17 protein-coding genes are annotated in these 15,308 nt (G+C 61.6%); 9 read left to right on the top strand and 8 right to left on the bottom strand.

Annotated elements, in window-relative coordinates:
* Window positions 1–42: 42 nt before the first annotated feature.
* Genes atpG through BM269_RS03525 form a run of 3 tightly spaced genes read left to right on the top strand, consistent with a single transcriptional unit; the run spans window position 43 to window position 2,826 of the window.
* Window positions 43–915 carry a F0F1 ATP synthase subunit gamma gene (gene atpG, locus BM269_RS03535; RefSeq protein ID WP_055939526.1) on the top strand — a complete coding sequence of 291 codons (873 nt, stop codon included), beginning with the start codon at window positions 43–45 and terminating at the stop codon, window positions 913–915.
* Between the two features lie 30 nt (window positions 916–945).
* Window positions 946–2,346 carry a F0F1 ATP synthase subunit beta gene (gene atpD / locus BM269_RS03530; RefSeq protein ID WP_090435669.1) on the top strand — a complete coding sequence of 467 codons (1,401 nt, stop codon included), beginning with the start codon at window positions 946–948 and terminating at the stop codon, window positions 2,344–2,346.
* A gap of 54 nt (window positions 2,347–2,400) precedes the next feature.
* Entirely contained in the window at window positions 2,401–2,826 is a 426-nt protein-coding gene (locus BM269_RS03525; protein ID WP_090435668.1) for a F0F1 ATP synthase subunit epsilon, read from the top strand.
* 49 nt (window positions 2,827–2,875) lie between these two features.
* Here the strand turns inward: BM269_RS03525 and BM269_RS03520 are convergent, their stop codons facing one another.
* Window positions 2,876–3,703, bottom strand: coding sequence for a DUF2306 domain-containing protein (locus BM269_RS03520; protein ID WP_090435667.1), 828 nt, complete (start codon window positions 3,701–3,703; stop codon window positions 2,876–2,878).
* Window positions 3,704–3,842: 139 nt separating this feature from the next.
* Here BM269_RS03520 and BM269_RS03515 point away from each other — a divergent pair, with 139 nt between their 5' ends.
* From BM269_RS03515 to BM269_RS03505, 3 genes are read left to right on the top strand one after another with little or no spacing between them, the layout of a single operon-like run.
* Complete coding sequence (locus tag BM269_RS03515; RefSeq protein ID WP_090435666.1) at window positions 3,843–4,916, top strand: sensor histidine kinase; 1,074 nt, start codon at window positions 3,843–3,845, stop codon at window positions 4,914–4,916.
* Window positions 4,895–5,662 carry a LytR/AlgR family response regulator transcription factor gene (locus BM269_RS03510; RefSeq protein WP_090435665.1) on the top strand — a complete coding sequence of 256 codons (768 nt, stop codon included), beginning with the start codon at window positions 4,895–4,897 and terminating at the stop codon, window positions 5,660–5,662. The genes BM269_RS03515 and BM269_RS03510 overlap by 22 nt, the downstream gene beginning before the upstream one ends.
* A gap of 31 nt (window positions 5,663–5,693) precedes the next feature.
* Window positions 5,694–6,377, top strand: coding sequence for an SDR family NAD(P)-dependent oxidoreductase (locus BM269_RS03505; RefSeq protein ID WP_090435664.1), 684 nt, complete (start codon window positions 5,694–5,696; stop codon window positions 6,375–6,377).
* On the opposite strand, the gene BM269_RS03500 is transcribed toward BM269_RS03505, so the two are convergent.
* On the bottom strand, window positions 6,378–6,932 hold the full coding sequence (locus tag BM269_RS03500; RefSeq protein WP_090435663.1) for a hypothetical protein: 555 nt from the start codon (window positions 6,930–6,932) through the stop codon (window positions 6,378–6,380).
* Window positions 6,933–7,049: 117 nt separating this feature from the next.
* Here BM269_RS03500 and BM269_RS03495 point away from each other — a divergent pair, with 117 nt between their 5' ends.
* The gene (locus BM269_RS03495; protein ID WP_090435662.1) at window positions 7,050–7,439 is read left to right on the top strand and encodes a VOC family protein; all 390 of its coding nucleotides are present in this window, start codon (window positions 7,050–7,052) and stop codon (window positions 7,437–7,439) included.
* Here the strand turns inward: BM269_RS03495 and rsgA are convergent.
* The 6 genes from rsgA to BM269_RS03470 form a co-directional block, all read right to left on the bottom strand.
* Window positions 7,436–8,449 (bottom strand): ribosome small subunit-dependent GTPase A, encoded by a 1,014-nt coding sequence (gene rsgA / locus BM269_RS03490; protein ID WP_090435661.1) that lies wholly within the window; start codon window positions 8,447–8,449, stop codon window positions 7,436–7,438. The genes BM269_RS03495 and rsgA overlap by 4 nt on opposite strands.
* Window positions 8,450–8,658: 209 nt before the next feature.
* Window positions 8,659–9,018 carry an adenosylmethionine decarboxylase gene (gene speD / locus BM269_RS03485; protein ID WP_090435660.1) on the bottom strand — a complete coding sequence of 120 codons (360 nt, stop codon included), beginning with the start codon at window positions 9,016–9,018 and terminating at the stop codon, window positions 8,659–8,661.
* On the bottom strand, window positions 9,015–9,185 hold the full coding sequence (locus tag BM269_RS29360; protein ID WP_170860273.1) for a hypothetical protein: 171 nt from the start codon (window positions 9,183–9,185) through the stop codon (window positions 9,015–9,017). The genes speD and BM269_RS29360 overlap by 4 nt, the downstream gene beginning before the upstream one ends.
* Window positions 9,182–10,660: a DUF4178 domain-containing protein gene (locus BM269_RS03480; RefSeq protein WP_090435659.1), complete on the bottom strand. Its 1,479-nt coding sequence runs from the start codon at window positions 10,658–10,660 to the stop codon at window positions 9,182–9,184. Before BM269_RS03480 ends, BM269_RS29360 begins: the two co-directional genes overlap by 4 nt.
* A gap of 10 nt (window positions 10,661–10,670) precedes the next feature.
* Complete coding sequence (locus tag BM269_RS03475; RefSeq protein ID WP_090435658.1) at window positions 10,671–11,726, bottom strand: SPFH domain-containing protein; 1,056 nt, start codon at window positions 11,724–11,726, stop codon at window positions 10,671–10,673.
* Window positions 11,727–11,737: 11 nt separating this feature from the next.
* Window positions 11,738–12,124: a DUF350 domain-containing protein gene (locus BM269_RS03470; RefSeq protein ID WP_090435657.1), complete on the bottom strand. Its 387-nt coding sequence runs from the start codon at window positions 12,122–12,124 to the stop codon at window positions 11,738–11,740.
* A 64-nt stretch (window positions 12,125–12,188) separates the two neighbouring features.
* Here BM269_RS03470 and BM269_RS03465 point away from each other — a divergent pair, with 64 nt between their 5' ends.
* Entirely contained in the window at window positions 12,189–13,700 is a 1,512-nt protein-coding gene (locus tag BM269_RS03465) for a polyamine aminopropyltransferase (protein ID WP_090435656.1), read from the top strand.
* Complete coding sequence (locus BM269_RS03460) at window positions 13,700–15,307, top strand: FAD-dependent oxidoreductase (protein ID WP_090435655.1); 1,608 nt, start codon at window positions 13,700–13,702, stop codon at window positions 15,305–15,307. Before BM269_RS03465 ends, BM269_RS03460 begins: the two co-directional genes overlap by 1 nt.
* The last annotated feature ends 1 nt before the right edge of the window (window position 15,308 follow it).

Raw genomic sequence — 15,308 nt, 5'->3', positions numbered from 1 at the left:
CTGGTGGCCCGGTAACGGGCCACCCCGCAAAGGAGAAGGATCATGGCAGCAGGCAAAGAGATACGTGGCAAGATCAAGAGCGTAGAGAATACGAAGAAGATCACCAAGGCGATGGAAATGGTCGCCGCATCGAAAATGCGCAAGGCGCAGGACCGTATGCGCGCCGCCCGTCCCTACAGTGACAAGATTCGTAATATCGCTGCAAACTTGGCGAATGCCAACCCCGAGTACACGCACCCGTTCCTGGCTGAAGCCGGTACGGAAGCCAAGGCTGTGGGCTTTATCATCGTCACGACCGACAAGGGTCTGTGCGGTGGTATGAACACCAACGTTCTGCGTATGGTGACCAACAAGACCCGCGAGCTGGAAGCTGCAGGCAACAAGATTGAAGCAGTCGCAATTGGTAACAAAGGTTTGGGCTTCCTGAACCGCATCGGTGTACCAGTGGTCGCACAAGCTACCCAGATCGGCGATACGCCGCACCTGGAAAAGCTGATCGGCCCAGTGCAAGTGATGCTGGAGAAATTCCAGGAAGGCAAACTGGACGCCGTTTACCTGTGCTACACCAAGTTCATCAACACGATGAAGCAAGAACCGTTGGTCGAGCAGCTGTTGCCGCTGACCGCGGACAAGATGAAGGCCGATGACAAGTCCCACAACTGGGATTACATCTACGAGCCGGACGCTGCTTCCGTGATCGACGAGCTGCTCGAGCGCTACATTGAAGCGCTGGTGTACCAGGCCGTTGCAGAAAACCTGGCGTCCGAGCAATCGGCGCGTATGGTGGCGATGAAGTCCGCATCGGACAACGCCGGCAACGTGATCGGTGAGCTGAAGCTGGTCTACAACAAGACCCGCCAGGCTGCAATTACCAAAGAACTGTCTGAAATCGTCGCCGGTGCGGCAGCGGTTTAAACGAATTTAACTATATTTGAAGGAACGAACATGGCTGATGGCAAAATCGTTCAGTGTATCGGCGCTGTGGTGGACGTTGAGTTCCCACGCAACGCGATGCCTAAGGTTTTTGACGCGCTGAAAATGGAAGGCTCTGAGCTGACCCTGGAAGTGCAACAGCAGTTGGGTGACGGCGTGGTCCGTACCATTGCTCTGGGCTCCTCCGACGGTCTGCGTCGCGGCATGACCATCCAGAACACCGGCAAACCAATCATGGTTCCAGTGGGTAAAGCTACCCTGGGCCGTATTATGGACGTGCTGGGCAACCCGATCGACGAATGCGGTCCTGTCTCCCACGAGCAAACCGCTTCGATCCACCGCGTGGCTCCTGCTTACGACGAACTGTCCCCATCCCAAGACCTGCTGGAAACCGGCATCAAGGTGATTGACCTGGTCTGCCCATTCGCTAAGGGTGGTAAGGTTGGTCTGTTCGGTGGTGCAGGTGTGGGCAAGACCGTTAACATGATGGAACTGATCAACAACATCGCTAAAGCGCACTCGGGTCTGTCCGTGTTCGCCGGTGTTGGTGAGCGTACCCGTGAAGGTAACGACTTCTACCACGAAATGGCTGACGCTAAAGTGGTTGACCTGGAAAACCCGGCCAACTCCAAAGTGGCCATGGTGTACGGTCAGATGAACGAACCACCAGGCAACCGTCTGCGCGTAGCGCTGACCGGCCTGACCATCGCCGAGTCCTTCCGTGACGAAGGCCGTGACGTTCTGTTCTTCGTGGACAACATCTACCGCTTCACCCTGGCCGGTACCGAAGTGTCCGCACTGCTGGGCCGTATGCCTTCCGCAGTGGGTTACCAGCCTACCCTGGCTGAAGAGATGGGCCGTCTGCAGGAGCGTATTACCTCCACCAAGACCGGTTCGATCACCTCGATCCAGGCCGTGTACGTTCCAGCGGATGACTTGACCGACCCGTCGCCAGCGACCACCTTCGGTCACTTGGACTCCACCGTCGTTCTGTCCCGTGACATCGCTGCGCTGGGTATCTACCCTGCAGTGGACCCACTGGATTCGACCTCCCGCCAGCTGGACCCGCTGGTCGTGGGCGATGAGCACTACGCTACCGCACGCGCCGTTCAGGGCACCCTGCAGCGCTACAAGGAACTGCGCGACATTATCGCGATTCTGGGTATGGACGAACTGGCTCCGGAAGACAAACTGGTGGTGGCACGCGCTCGTAAGATGCAGCGTTTCCTGTCCCAGCCGTTCCACGTTGCTGAAGTGTTTACCGGTTCCCCAGGTAAGTACGTTTCGCTGAAAGACACGATCAAGGGCTTCAAGATGATCGCTTCCGGCGAACTGGACCACCTGCCAGAACAGGCCTTCTACATGGTTGGTACCATCGAAGAAGCCATCGAAAAAGCCAAGAAACTGGGCTAATTCGATTGTCGTAGCGGCCTCGTAACGGGGCCGCTATAGCTACAGAGGATAAACATGGCAAACACTATTCACGTTGATGTGGTTTCGGCCGAAGAGCAGATCTTCTCGGGCGAAGCGACTTTCGTGGCGTTGCCGGGCGAGCAGGGCGAGCTGGGTATCTACCCTAAGCACACCCCGCTGATCACCCGTATCCGTCCAGGCGCGGTGCGCATCCAGATTCCAGGCCAGGCAGAAGAAGAGTTCGTCTTCGTCGCCGGCGGCCTGCTGGAAGTGCAGCCAAACGCTGTGACGGTCCTGGCTGACACCGCGATCCGTGGTCACGACCTGGATGAAGCCAAAGCTGAAGCTGCCAAGAAACTGGCGGAAGAATCGATGGCCAACAACAAGACCGGTATCGACTACGCGAAAGCACAAGCGGAACTGGCAGCGGCTATCGGCCAGCTGGCAGCAATCGCAAAACTGCGCAAGATCAAGGGCTGATCCCTTTTTCTCGCCGCATTGGAAAGGCAGCTTCGGCTGCCTTTTTCTTTTACAGGCGCGGCAGCCACATCCCCATCGCGGCGCCGAAGATGCCAACCCCCATGAATGCGGTGGCCGCCAACAGGCCTGCCGCCATGACGCGGCTGGCCAATGCATTGCGGCTGGACTGTGCGCGGAAGTAGAGTTCCAGCACGGCCAACGGCAGCAGGTATTGCGCGAACGCCAGCACGTCCAGGAAGGGGCCGCGGAAGCTCACCGGATCAAAGCCGACCGGGCCGCCGTTGATGACCAGCCATCCCATGAGGCCAACGCGGAAGAACCACACCGCGCTGACGGCCATGAACAGGCGCAATGCCCAGCGACGGTGGCTGTCGAAGCGCCGCGCGCGCGCTTCGCGCACAGTCAAGCAGGCGAATGCCAGCACCAGCAGCGCATCGAGCGTCATGCCGGCATACATGAAGGGCCCACCTACCGTGCCCCGAGTCAGCATCATGAACATGCCGGCCAGGCTGGAAACAACGGCAAGCGTTACATAGCTGCGTCCGTTCCAGCGGTGCAGCCTTGGAGCGATGGTGCGCAGCTGTGGCAGCAGTTGCAGCAAGCCGCCGCCAATAATCGCGACAGCAAAGGCTATGTGCATGAACAGCGCCACGTTGCCCAACAAATCGCCCGGCACGTAACCCTTGGGCAGTACCTTGTTCACCGCTTCCGGTTGGCCTTGCACCAGTGCGCGGCCGTGAAAGCCCAGGATATACAGCACGAAGAGCGATTGGCCTACGGCGGTGACGGCGAACCAGAAGGCAGCGGCGACCTTCAGCGCGCTTGTGTGGCGTACTCGATGGGGGATGGGGAAAGAAGTGGCGGCAGCAGTCGTCATGGCGGATCCTTGAGGGGTTAGATTGACTGCTCCACCTTAGATGCGCACGCGCGAAAGCACAGCCTGGTCCCCGGAATCCTGCGATGAATGACGGTTTACTGGGGTTGAATGACGGCCGCGAAGCGATTATCGTACTTGCATGCCTATCAACTCAACCACCCCTGCCGACCAGTTGCCGCGCAGCCTGCCGACACTCCGTCAAGCCGGCGTCGCGCTGTTCATCGCGCTGCAATTGTCCTGGGGATTAACGGCACTGTTTTCCACAGCCTTCCTGCCGGTATTCTCGCGCATTGGATTCATTGGCGCGCTGTTCCTGTTCGCGTTCTACGCAACAGCGCGGCGCCACGCAGCATTGCGCCTGCTGTCCATCGTACTGCTGGCGCCGATCGCCTCCATGGTCACGTTTATCGTCGCGGAATGGCCGAATGCAGGGAAGTACCTGGAAAAAGTGGAGGGCGCGGGCGCCTTCGTCGTCCTGACGCTGGTTTCGTGGATATGCGGGCTCGCTTCAGCGGCGTTCGCCTTACGCTTTGAACGCAAGGCGCGCGAAAAGGCCGAACGCGCGCGCACTGCGAGCGAAAAAGACTCGTTGGAACGCAGCCTGCTCGACGCCCGCCTGCGTTTGTTGCAGGCACAGATCGAACCACACTTCCTGTTCAACACTCTGGCCAACATCCAGGCCCTGGTGGAAACGGGTTCACCCAACGCCGCGCCTGTGCTGCGCCACTTGATCAACTACCTGCGCGCCGCCGGTCCACACCTGGCCGACGCCGACGCGACGCTGGGCAAGGAACTGCAACTGGTCGAAGCCTACCTCTCGCTCATGCGGATGCGAATGCCCGACAGGCTCGAATACACGCTATCGGTTGCGCCAGAATTGGCAGGCCTGCGCTTTCCCGCCATGGCCCTGCTAACGCTTGTTGAAAACGCCATCCGCCACGGCATTGACCCCACGACCGAAGGCGGCCGCATTGACGTGGGTGCCAGATGCGATCATGCCAGCGGAGCTGTCAATGTCTGGGTGGCAGACACCGGAGTTGGCATGTCCGAATCGGCCACGCCAGGGGCCGGCCTCGCCAATGTGCGCACACGGCTGCGCGCTACCTATGGCGACACGTCCCGCCTCGACCTGCATGAAGTTGCGCCACACGGATTGCGCGCAGAATGCCATTTCACTGTTAGGGAAACCGAATGCAGCCCATCACTGCCTTGATCGCCGACGACGAACCCTTGCTGCGCCAGCACCTGCGCGCGCAATTGCAGCGTCTATGGCCGGACTTGCGCATTGCAGACGAGGCCCGCAACGGCTACGAGGTGCTCGAGCTGTTCGAGGCCCATCAACCGGATGTGGTGTTCCTCGACATACAGATGCCTGGCCTGAACGGAATCGAAGCTGCACGGGCCCTTGCGCGGCGCGCCCACCTGGTCTTTGTCACGGCATTCGAGCAGTACGCGATCCAGGCATTCGAACAGGGGGCAATCGACTACCTGGTGAAGCCGCTTGATCCGGAACGCCTGGCCGACACGGTCGGACGATTGCAGCAGAGGGTAAGGCACAGCCAGGTCGACCATGCCGCGCTGGAACTGGCACTTGGCCGAATCTCGCAAGCGATGGGCACGCAGCGGCAGCCTGCGTGGCTGCAATGGATCAAGGCCTCCGTCGGCGCCAGCGTTCGCCTGGTCCCGGTCGACCAGGTGGCTTACTTCCGCGCCGAAGAAAAATATACGCTGGTCGCCTGGGACGAGGGCGAAGCGCTGATCAGGAAAAGCATCCGGGAGCTGGCCGAGGAACTGGACCCCGCACGTTTCGTGCAGACTCACCGCTCAGTGATCGTCAACCTGAAGTACGTGCGCGAGATGGTGCGCGGCATGAACGAAACAGCCGACCTTCACCTGCATGGCCGCAGCGAAGTGCTGCCGGTCAGCCGCAGCTACCTGCACCATTTCCGGCAGATGTAGAATCAGGAAACCGTCGAACAAGGGAAACGCAATGAACACCATCTTCATCACCGGCGCGGCGGGTACGCTTGGCAGCGCCGTGGCGCGAGCATTCGATGCCGCCGGTGCCAACACTGTCTTGCTTGGTCGCGATACCGCACGGTTGGAAGCGGCCTGCGGGCCCGCCAGCGCGCGCCGCATGTTCGCCATCGCCGACCTGCGCGACGCGACCTCGGTCGCCGCCGCAGCGCGTGCCGGCGCCGAGCGCTTCGGCCGGATCGATGGTTTGTGCAATATTGCCGGCGGCTTCGCAATGGGCACGCCGGTCCACGCGACCACCGATGCCCAATGGGATGAACTATTCGACTTGAACGTGCGCAGCTTGCGCAATGCCGTCGCAGCAGTCGTACCCGGCATGTTGGACGGACAAGGCGGCAAGATCGTCAACATCGCCTCCGGTTCCGCGCGCCAGGGATTGGCGAATTTAGGCGCTTACTGCGCCAGCAAAGACGTCGTGATTCGCCTGACCGAATCGATGTCGGCGGAGTTGCGCGGGCAGGGCATCAACGTCAACTGCGTGCTGCCGGGTACCATCGACACGCCGGACAACCGCGCTTCGATGCCGAACGCCGATCGCGGCAAATGGGTTACTCCTGAAGCGCTCGCTGATGTGATCGTTTACCTGTGCAGTCCGGCTGCCCGCGCTATCCACGGCGCAGCGATCCCTTGCACGTGATCACTGGCACATGCCGTAGGCTTGCTTGTTCTCAAACCAGCGGTAGGTAAAGGTGCGTGAGACGTAGCGCTTCTCGCCGATGATGACATCGGGCGGGGTCAGGTCGAAGCGTTTCGGCATCTTGCCTTTGACGATCAGGCGGTAGCGGAACTGGGTGTGGTCGCTGGTCCCGACGGCGTACAGGGCCAGCGGCACGCCGTTGACGATTTCGACGATCTCGGGTTTTCCATTGGTCGGCCGCTGGTAGACGCTCAGCACCGTCGCGTTTTCAAGCAGGGGACCCTTCGGCTCGCTGACCTGGAAGTGGGCCGTGGCAAAGTGGACCTGGGTGGTGCGGGGCAGCATGTAGCTGACCCCGATTTCCATTCCCCCTTCAACGGCTTGCGGCAGGACTGTCGTGGCGGCCACGGTAATCCCTCGCGGAAACTCGAATGTGTCGGCGTCGACCGGCGTGCTGCAGTCGGCGGACGTGGCCTGGTATAGCGACGCGGGCGTATAGGTATCGCCGCAGCCGGCGACGGCGAGGAGCAGGGCAAGTGGCGCGATGTTGCGCATGGCAGGAGACCTCTTGTTTTTAGTCCCGACAGTTTACCTGACCGGCTGGCTGAGTGGTGCGCCGCCCGCCCAGCCGCAGTGCTAGTCTTGAACCAAGAGTAGAGATGGGAGGCAAACATGATCCACCATCTGGGCATTGTCGTTTCGGATTTCGTGCGCAGCGCGGCGCTCTACGATGCATGCCTGGCGCCTCTCGGGATTCGCCGCGCGGAGACCGACCTGGACTGGGCCATTTATGCCGCTGCTCCAGGTCATCCTTTCCTGTGGGTGGGCGCCGAGATTCCCAGCTTTTGGAAAAGCGGGCACGAAGCATCGCGCAGTCCCATCCATTTGGCATTTGCCGCGCCGGACCGGGCAGCGGTGAACGCGTTCTACTATGCAGCGATCGACCTGGGAGCCGAAGACAACGGCCCGCCAGGTCCACGCGTCAGCGATGCAAGCTTTTACAGCGCGTTTATTATCGACCTCGACGGCAACAACATCGAGGCCACCGTGCAGGAAAGCTAGCCTCGCTTCAGACGGCTGCGTACAGCGGCCGACCTCAACACGACCTTCCATTTTTGCCGTTCGGCGATCCGTTCCAGCGCAGTTTGCTGATTGCGGCGAACTTCGCGCTGCAGCTTGTGGAAATTGTGCAGGCGGTCCGGGTCCACATGGCCGACGACGGCGCAGCCGGGCTCGCCTTCATGCCGGCAATCGCGGAACTGGCAGCCTGCCGCCAGCGATTCGATATCGTCGAAGGCCGACGACAAGGATTCCGGACTCAGGCTGCGCAAGCCGGGCGTATCGATGATGCATGCGCCGGAAGGGCACAGGTGCATCGAGCGCGCGGTCGTCGTGTGACGGCCGCGATGATCGGTACGCCGCACGCCACCGGTTTCCTGGACCGCTCCAGCCAGGGCATTGGTCAAGGTCGATTTGCCGGCGCCTGATGAGCCCAACAGGCAGATGGTCTGGCCGGCACCCAGCCAGGGTGCCAGCTGCGCAATCGATTCCCGATCGGTGCCGTTCACCAGCAGGAATTGCGTGCCCGAGGGAAGGCGTTTCGTCAGCGCGGCAACGTGGCCATCCGCATCGACGCAGAGATCCGGCTTGCTGAGAATGACCAAGGGTGTGACTTCGGCCGCCGCAGCCAGGGCCAGGTAGCGCTCGATCCGTCGCAGGTTGAAGTCGCCGTCCAGTCCCATGACCAGCAAAGCGGTATCGATATTGCTCGCTATCGGTGGTGCGTCGGCGCGGGCAAACTGGTTCATCGGGGATAAGCGATGACTTATCCACACCTCGTCGAAGGAATTGCGTTCGGCGACTACCCAGTCACCGACGCAAAGCGGTGTTTCGACGAGCAGGCGGGGCAGGGCGCGTGCGTGAATTTCTGTTGAACCGTCGTGCAGCGTGATGCGGTCGCGCTGGTATTCGGTGATGCGGTACAGCTTGCCTGCTGGTGCTTCGGCCAGGCGTGAAATGATGGTGTTGTTAAGTCCGATGCTGCGTAAGGCTTCGTAGTCGAAGTCGATCATGATGTTGAGCGTTTTCCATAGGTGAACACGACCAGCCACGCGCGGCGTGGCAAGCAGGAATAGTCTGGAAAAGTCGGCGCCCGGCCGGGCGCTCTAGCTCAAACGCTGAAGGTCAGGCAGCCGACAGGAGGGCAAGATCAAACGAACGCATGGAAATCTCCTGTGGATTGGTGAAGAAGCCGCCAGTGTCGCACCGACACCGGTGCAAGTCAATGTGGTGGCGCGCGGTCGACAGTACGGACTTCGGAGCATTCTGGCTGCAGCGCTTCCTCGATCACTTCCAGCGCGAGGTGGGGCTGGGAGGCGCCGCACATGAAGATGTCGGCGGCCGCGAAGCCGTTTTCCGGCCAGGTATGGATGGAGATGTGGGACTCTGCCAGCAGTACCACGCCGGTCACGCCCAGCCCGCTGCCGAAGCTGTGGAAGTGGCTGTGCAGCACCTGTGCGCCGGCTGCCGCCGCCGCAGCGCGCAGCAATTGCTCAATCCTGGTGCAGTCCACCAGCAGGCCCGCTTCGATGCCGGACATGTCGGCCAGCAGGTGCGTGCCATTGGGTTGGTGGGTGCTCACTTATGCCCTCCGCCGCCACCGCTGCCCCAGCTGCCCGAGCTGGAAGACCAGCTGCTGCCGCGGGAGCCGCCGCCGCTGCTCGAGGACGGTTCGTTGACAAATCTAACCCAGCTTGTGCCGACGCTGAACATGCTCACCACCAGGGCGTAGCCGAAGAATTTATTCATTTTTTGTTTTGGTCGTCGATTGCATCCAGCACCAGTGCCGGCAGGTAAAGCGCAAGGGCTGCCATGATGGTGACGCCAATGGAGCCGCCAAAATTGAACAACAGCGGAATGGCATTCACCGCCAGGATTCCGATGATCCAGTTCTTGGCCGAGCGGGCATAGCGGCCCTTGCTGAAATCTTGCGCGACTGCCCCGCTGGCTTTTTCGCCTTTGATGGCGTCGCCAAACCAGGCCTTGAGCTGGTCCCAGGCGACCGGGGTGGAGCGCGACCAGCCAAGTTCAGTGGTAGTGATTTCGGCCGCCAGCGTCACCTGCTGGCGCTTGTATTCGTAAACGTGGGTATGGTCGCCCACCGACACACGCCAGTTGAAGGCGCCCGCCGCATAGGTCACGACCGAGTTGTAGTCATACAGTTTGGTGTAGTCGGCCTTGTCGAAGGTCACCGATTGGGAATCCAGCACCTTTGCTTCCGGCCACTGGTCCATGACGTTGGCGCGCGACCAGCCATCTGCGGTTTCGACCAGCCAGGTAAAGCCGTTCCGGCTGCCGTACAGCAGGTACTCGGTCCAGCCGCTGCCTTCGTCGTCGGCCCGGCGCATTACGCCGATCACGGTAAAGTCCTGGTTGCCAAGCTTGCCGCTGGCGCCCAGCGGCAGTGTGAAAGATTCCTTCTCATGCCGCTGGCCGACGGCGATGACTTCGGCCTTCGGGCTGGCGGCGTCGATCTCGGTCTGGCAGGACTGGCAGACCAGGCTTGCCGTCAAGCCGGGCAGGTATTTGATCTGGGTGCCGCAGTTCGGGCAGTCCAACGCATCGAGTTTGCCGCGATAACGGCCCGTCGTGCGCTGGATTTCATCCACATCGCGCAGCAACTGGGCTTGCATGCCTTGCAGCGTGACCGAGACGCCGGTGTACATCTGCGGCGGGCCCTCATCGGAATAATCGAGAGTGATGAAATGGTCGGCACGGCGGAAGTCGGCGACTTTCGCTTCCCAGCCGTCGCCTACCTTGAATGGCAGCTCGCCCTGGCCGCCGACGCACTTGGCGCTCCTGACGTCGGCCGACATATAGCGCGCGCCAACCAGCTGGTAAGGTTTGCCGGGGACAATGTCCTCGAAGGCAGGCAACTGCGTGTCGGGCTTGCGCAGCGTGGTCACCGTGTACTGGCCGGATGCATCGCCGAGCCAGCCGCTGGTGGCGTCGTCGAAGACGATGTACCACTCGTTCCACATGCCGGCGTCATACTTCAGCTGGATGCGGCCGACCACGTTGAAGTTGCGGCCGCCCAGCACACCGCTGGTGCCGATCTGGATCGGCGAGTAATCCTCCAGCACCGAGGAAATCTTGCCCAGGTCCTTGACCGCGCCGGCTTCCTTCAGTACGCGCGTGTTGCAATACTCGCACACCGCCATGACGGAGGCGTGCGAGCGGAAGTTAACCTCTGCGCCGCAGCTAGGGCAGGAAACAGTTTGCATGCGGCCTGGCTTATCCGATCAGTTTCTTGAGCAGTTCGGCCTTGGTGGCGTCGTAATCGGCCGGCGAGATCAGGCCCTTGTCCAGCAGGGCTTTCAGCTTGCCGAGGCGGTCTTCGATCGATTCCTGCGCCGGTGCCGCGGGAGCGGCCGGAGCTGCTTCGGGAGCCGGCGCCGGTGCCGCGCCCGGGTTCAGGGCCTGGCCCATCGCCTGGCCCATCACCTGGCCGACGGTCAGGCCGGCACCCAGGCCTGCGCCAATGCCTGCCAGGCCGCCTTCGTTGCCGGCTGCCAGCGGGATCGATTGCGCCACCTGGTACTTGGTGTAGCCGGCCATCTTGTCGGCGCTCATGCCGCCCTTCATGCCGGCGGAGATACGCTCGTCCAGCGCAGCCTGCAGTTCCTCAGGCAGGCTGACGCTGGCCACGTTGAACTCGTCCAGGCCAATGCCGTAGCGTGCGAACGCCTCGGCCAGGCCGCCTTTGACTTCCTGCGCCATCAGGGCCTGGTTGGCCGCCATGTCGAGGAAGGCGATTTGCGAAGCGCCCAGCGAGTTGGCCATGGAGGCCAGCAGGATGCCGCGCAGCTGGTCTTCCACGTCGTCGCGGGTATAAGTGCTGCGGGTGCCGCTCAATTCGGTGAAGAACTTGCGCGGATCGGTCACGCGGTAGGAATACATGCCGAAGGCGCGCACGCGGATCATGTCGAAATCCTTGTCGCGGATCGTGATCGGCTGCGGCGTGCCCCACTTGCGGCCGGTCTGCACACGGGTGCTGAAGAAATAGACGTCCGACTTGAACGGCGAGTCGAACAGCTTGTCCCAGTTTTTCAGGTTGGTCAGCAGCGGCAGGGTTTGCGTGGTGAGCTTGTGGGTGCCTGGGCCGAACACGTCGGCGATCTGGCCTTCGTTGACGAATACCGCGATCTGCGACTCGCGCACGATCAGCACACCGCCGTTCTGGATCTCGAAGTCCTGCATCGGGTAGCGCCAGGACAGTACGCCTTCCGTTTCTTCATTCCACTGCAGTACGTCGATAAACTGCTTCTTGATAAAGCTGCCGATACCCATGATGTGACCTCTTAGGAAATGCAGGCGGCGTTGATGCCACCGATGGAAAGCGAAATAGTGCCGAGCAGGCCGCCGAAGGCGCTGTTGTCGGCTTCAATCTGGTCTTGCGACATTTTCAGGCAGCGCGTGGTGACCGCGTAGCCAAGCGCCTGTACGATCATCGCGCCGAAAGCCCAGGCCAGGAACTGCTGCCAGTTATTCGTGTGCAGGATGCTCGATGCGATGGTCATGGAAAAACCCAGCATGGCGCCGCCCAGCGACAGGGCTGCAGCGTGATTGCCCTGCCGGATAAGTTTTACTTCGTCATATGGCGTCATCCAAGTATAGGCTTTGAAGAAGACTACCAACAACAATGCGGCCAGTGCCAAGTGGACCAGATAATTTAGGATGGCGTTCACGTCGATCCCCGGTTAAAGTGACATGCTTGTAGCAAAAGAAACATATTAGAACAAAAGCACTCAAATGACCAAAAAGATTCTCATTGTTTCAGTCTTCGTCGTCGCCTCCTGCGGTCTTGCCTACGAATTAATCGCCGGTGCGCTTTCCAGCTACCTGCTGGGTGACTCGGTGCTGCAGTTCTCCACCATTATCGGCTGCTACCTGTTCGCGATGGGCGTGGGGGCGCACTTTTCCAAGTACGTGAAGGACGAGGACGTGCTGGCGCGCTTCGTCGACATCGAACTGGCAGTGGGCTTGATTGGCGGCGTGTCGGCCGCCGTGCTGTTCATGACTTTTGCGTGGGCTTCCGCGCCGTTCCGCACTTTGCTGTACACCACGGTATTCCTGGTAGGGGCCATGGTGGGCATGGAGATTCCGCTGGTGATGCGTGCGCTGAACTCGCGCCAGACGGAATTCAGTGAACTGGTCAGCCGGGTGCTGACTTTCGACTACCTCGGCGCGCTGGCCGTGTCGCTGCTGTTCCCATTGGTGCTGGCACCGCAGCTTGGGCTGGTGCGCACCGGTTTCCTGTTCGGGATGCTGAACATCGCGGTAGCCCTGTGGACAATCTACGTTTTTCGCGCGGAGCTGCCGAACGTGGCGGGCCGTTTGCTGCGCGCCAGCGCCGTGATGCTGGCATTGGTGATCGGCTTCAGCGGCGCGAACCGGCTCACCGGCTGGGGCGAGCATGGCTTGTTTGGCGACGAGATCGTGTACTCGACCAGCACGCCGTACCAGCGACTGGTCATCACCAAATGGAAGGATGACCTGCGGCTGTATATCAACGGCAACCTGCAGTTCTCCTCGCGCGATGAGTACCGTTACCACGAAGCGCTGGTGCACCCGGTGATGGGCGCGCTGCCGTGGGCCAAGCGCGTCCTGATCCTGGGCGGCGGCGACGGGCTGGCGCTGCGCGAAGTCTTGCGTTATCCACAGGTGGAACACGTGACCCTGGTGGACCTGGATCCTGCCATGACGGCGGCCTTTACCACGCGCGACGAACTGGTGGAGCTGAACAAGGGCTCTTTCCGCGACAAACGCGTCACGGTAGTGAATGCCGATGCGGCGATCTGGCTGCAGCAAAGCGAGGAGATGTTCGATGCGGCGATTGTCGATTTCCCCGATCCTTCCAGTTTTGCGCTGGGCAAGCTGTATTCGGTGCCGTTCTACGGCGTGCTGAAAAAGCATATCGCGGCCAACGGCTTGGTGGTGGTGCAGGCGACTTCGCCATTCTTTGCACCGCATGCGTATTGGACGGTGGATGCGACGCTGCGCGACGTTGGCATGCGCACCTGGCCGTATCACCTGTACGTGCCTTCGTTCGGCGAATGGGGCTTCATCATGGCGTCGCCGCAGCTTGATTACCGGCCGCCCGAGTCGTACAGCCTGTCGATGCGGTTCCTGAACGCGGATACCACTCGTGCCATGTTCACCTTCCCGCCGGATATGAAACCGCTGCCGATGGCGCCGAACCGGCTCAATACGCAATCGCTGGTGCACGAATTCGAACAGGACTGGCGCAGGGTGATTCGCTGATGCTGCGCCGTTCTTTCCTGGCTTGGGCCGCTGCCAGCGGTGCCACGGCGGCGGCCAGCGTGGCGGGCTACCTGCGCTGGCAGGAGATCACGCCGACCGTGAATGCTCCGGGACGGGAGGAGGGGCACTTCCTGCGCGACCGCAAGCCTTTGCCTGCTCCTTCGCAGTCCTTGTCGACGGACGTCCTGATCCTCGGTTCCGGCGTCGCGGCGCTGACGGCGGCCTGGCAGTTGCGCAAGCAGGGACACGATGACTTCCTGATGCTCGATGGGCCGGAGCCCTACGGGAATGCGGCGGGCGGACACTTTGGCTCCCTGGCTTATCCGACGGGCGCGCACTATTTGCCACTGCCAACGGAGGAATGTGCCCATGTGCGCGAATTGTTGGCAGACCTGGGTGTGATCCAGCGCGGAGCCACGTCGCGCAAGCCTTATTACGATGAGCGGTTTGTACTGCATGCGCCGGAGGATCGGTTGCTGTTCAACGGCGTCTGGCAGGAAGGCGTCTTGCCGCACGAGGATGTGCCGGAGACCGAACTGGCCGAGCATAAGCGCTTCTTTGCGCAGGTCGAGGCGCTGCGCGGCGCTGTCGGTGCGGATGGGCGGCGCAGGTTTACCTTTCCCAGCGAGCATTCGTCGAGGGATGCTGAGGCTGGGCAGCTTGATGGCATGAGTTTTGGCGCGTGGCTTGCCCAGCATGGCTTTCGGGCGCCCTCCTTGCTGTGGTACATGGATTACTGCTGCCGCGACGATTATGGCGCGGGAGTCGATGCAGTGTCGGCCTGGGCGGGGCTGCATTATTTCTGCGGGCGCGGCGGCGAGGCGGAGAACGCGGAGCTGGGTTCCTGGCTGACCTGGCCGGACGGCCTGCAGGCGCTGGTGAGCGGCATGGAGCGGCTGGCCAAGCCAAAGCGGCTCCCCGGCAGCGCGGTGCGCGTGCGCGCGGACCACGCCGACGCCGGGCGGGGCGTAGAGGTGCTTTGCCTTGCGCTGGAACGCGGCGTGGCGCGTACTTTCACGATCCGTGCGCGGCGGGTCATTTGCGCCATGCCGCTGCATGTGGCCGCAAGGGTTGTGGAAAACATGCCGGATGTCCACAAGCAGATTCACGCGCCATGGATGGTGGCGAACTTCCTGATGAAGCGTTTTCCACAGGAGCTGCCGGCGGTACCGCTGTCCTGGGATAACGTGGTGCATGGCACCAAGGGCCTGGGCTACGTGGTCTCGACACACCAGGACATCCGCGTGGCGCCGCCGGAGAAAACGGTCTTCACCAGCTACGTTGCGCTGTCCGACCGCGATCCGCGCGAAGCGCGCAAATGGATGATGACGGCGAGTGGCGAGGAGTTGCTGGCGCTGGCCAGCGTCGACCTGAAAGCGGCCTACGGCGCGCAGTTCGAGCGCTGCGTGGAGCGTGTGGACATCACCCTGCGCGGCCATGCGATGGCGGTGCCGGTACCTGGATTCCGTGGCGATGCGGGCTTGAAGGCTTTGCGGGAAATGGAGGGGCCGGTGCTGTTTGCTCACTCGGACCTGAGCGGATTCTCGGTTTTTGAAGAAGCCTCCTGGTGGGGATACCGCGCAGCGCAGCGCGTCCTGCGCGGTTAGA

Source organism: Duganella sp. CF458 (genome assembly GCF_900113115.1).
GTDB lineage: Bacteria > Pseudomonadota > Gammaproteobacteria > Burkholderiales > Burkholderiaceae_D > Rugamonas.
Note: the sequence above shows the minus strand (reverse complement) of the source record. Positions and strands in the feature narration are given on the sequence as shown.

Excerpts from the sequence above, each read along its gene's own strand:
- atpG (WP_055939526.1), top strand. The coding sequence starts at position 43 with ATGGCAGCAGGCAAAGAGATACGTGGCAAGATCAAGAGCGTAGAGAAT.
- atpD (WP_090435669.1), top strand. The coding sequence starts at position 946 with ATGGCTGATGGCAAAATCGTTCAGTGTATCGGCGCTGTGGTGGACGTT.
- BM269_RS03525 (WP_090435668.1), top strand. The coding sequence starts at position 2,401 with ATGGCAAACACTATTCACGTTGATGTGGTTTCGGCCGAAGAGCAGATC.
- BM269_RS03520 (WP_090435667.1), bottom strand. The coding sequence starts at position 3,703 with ATGACGACTGCTGCCGCCACTTCTTTCCCCATCCCCCATCGAGTACGC.
- BM269_RS03515 (WP_090435666.1), top strand. The coding sequence starts at position 3,843 with ATGCCTATCAACTCAACCACCCCTGCCGACCAGTTGCCGCGCAGCCTG.
- BM269_RS03510 (WP_090435665.1), top strand. The coding sequence starts at position 4,895 with ATGCAGCCCATCACTGCCTTGATCGCCGACGACGAACCCTTGCTGCGC.
- BM269_RS03505 (WP_090435664.1), top strand. The coding sequence starts at position 5,694 with ATGAACACCATCTTCATCACCGGCGCGGCGGGTACGCTTGGCAGCGCC.
- BM269_RS03500 (WP_090435663.1), bottom strand. The coding sequence starts at position 6,932 with ATGCGCAACATCGCGCCACTTGCCCTGCTCCTCGCCGTCGCCGGCTGC.
- BM269_RS03495 (WP_090435662.1), top strand. The coding sequence starts at position 7,050 with ATGATCCACCATCTGGGCATTGTCGTTTCGGATTTCGTGCGCAGCGCG.
- rsgA (WP_090435661.1), bottom strand. The coding sequence starts at position 8,449 with ATGATCGACTTCGACTACGAAGCCTTACGCAGCATCGGACTTAACAAC.
- BM269_RS29360 (WP_170860273.1), bottom strand. The coding sequence starts at position 9,185 with ATGAATAAATTCTTCGGCTACGCCCTGGTGGTGAGCATGTTCAGCGTC.
- BM269_RS03480 (WP_090435659.1), bottom strand. The coding sequence starts at position 10,660 with ATGCAAACTGTTTCCTGCCCTAGCTGCGGCGCAGAGGTTAACTTCCGC.
- BM269_RS03475 (WP_090435658.1), bottom strand. The coding sequence starts at position 11,726 with ATGGGTATCGGCAGCTTTATCAAGAAGCAGTTTATCGACGTACTGCAG.
- BM269_RS03465 (WP_090435656.1), top strand. The coding sequence starts at position 12,189 with ATGACCAAAAAGATTCTCATTGTTTCAGTCTTCGTCGTCGCCTCCTGC.
- BM269_RS03460 (WP_090435655.1), top strand. The coding sequence starts at position 13,700 with ATGCTGCGCCGTTCTTTCCTGGCTTGGGCCGCTGCCAGCGGTGCCACG.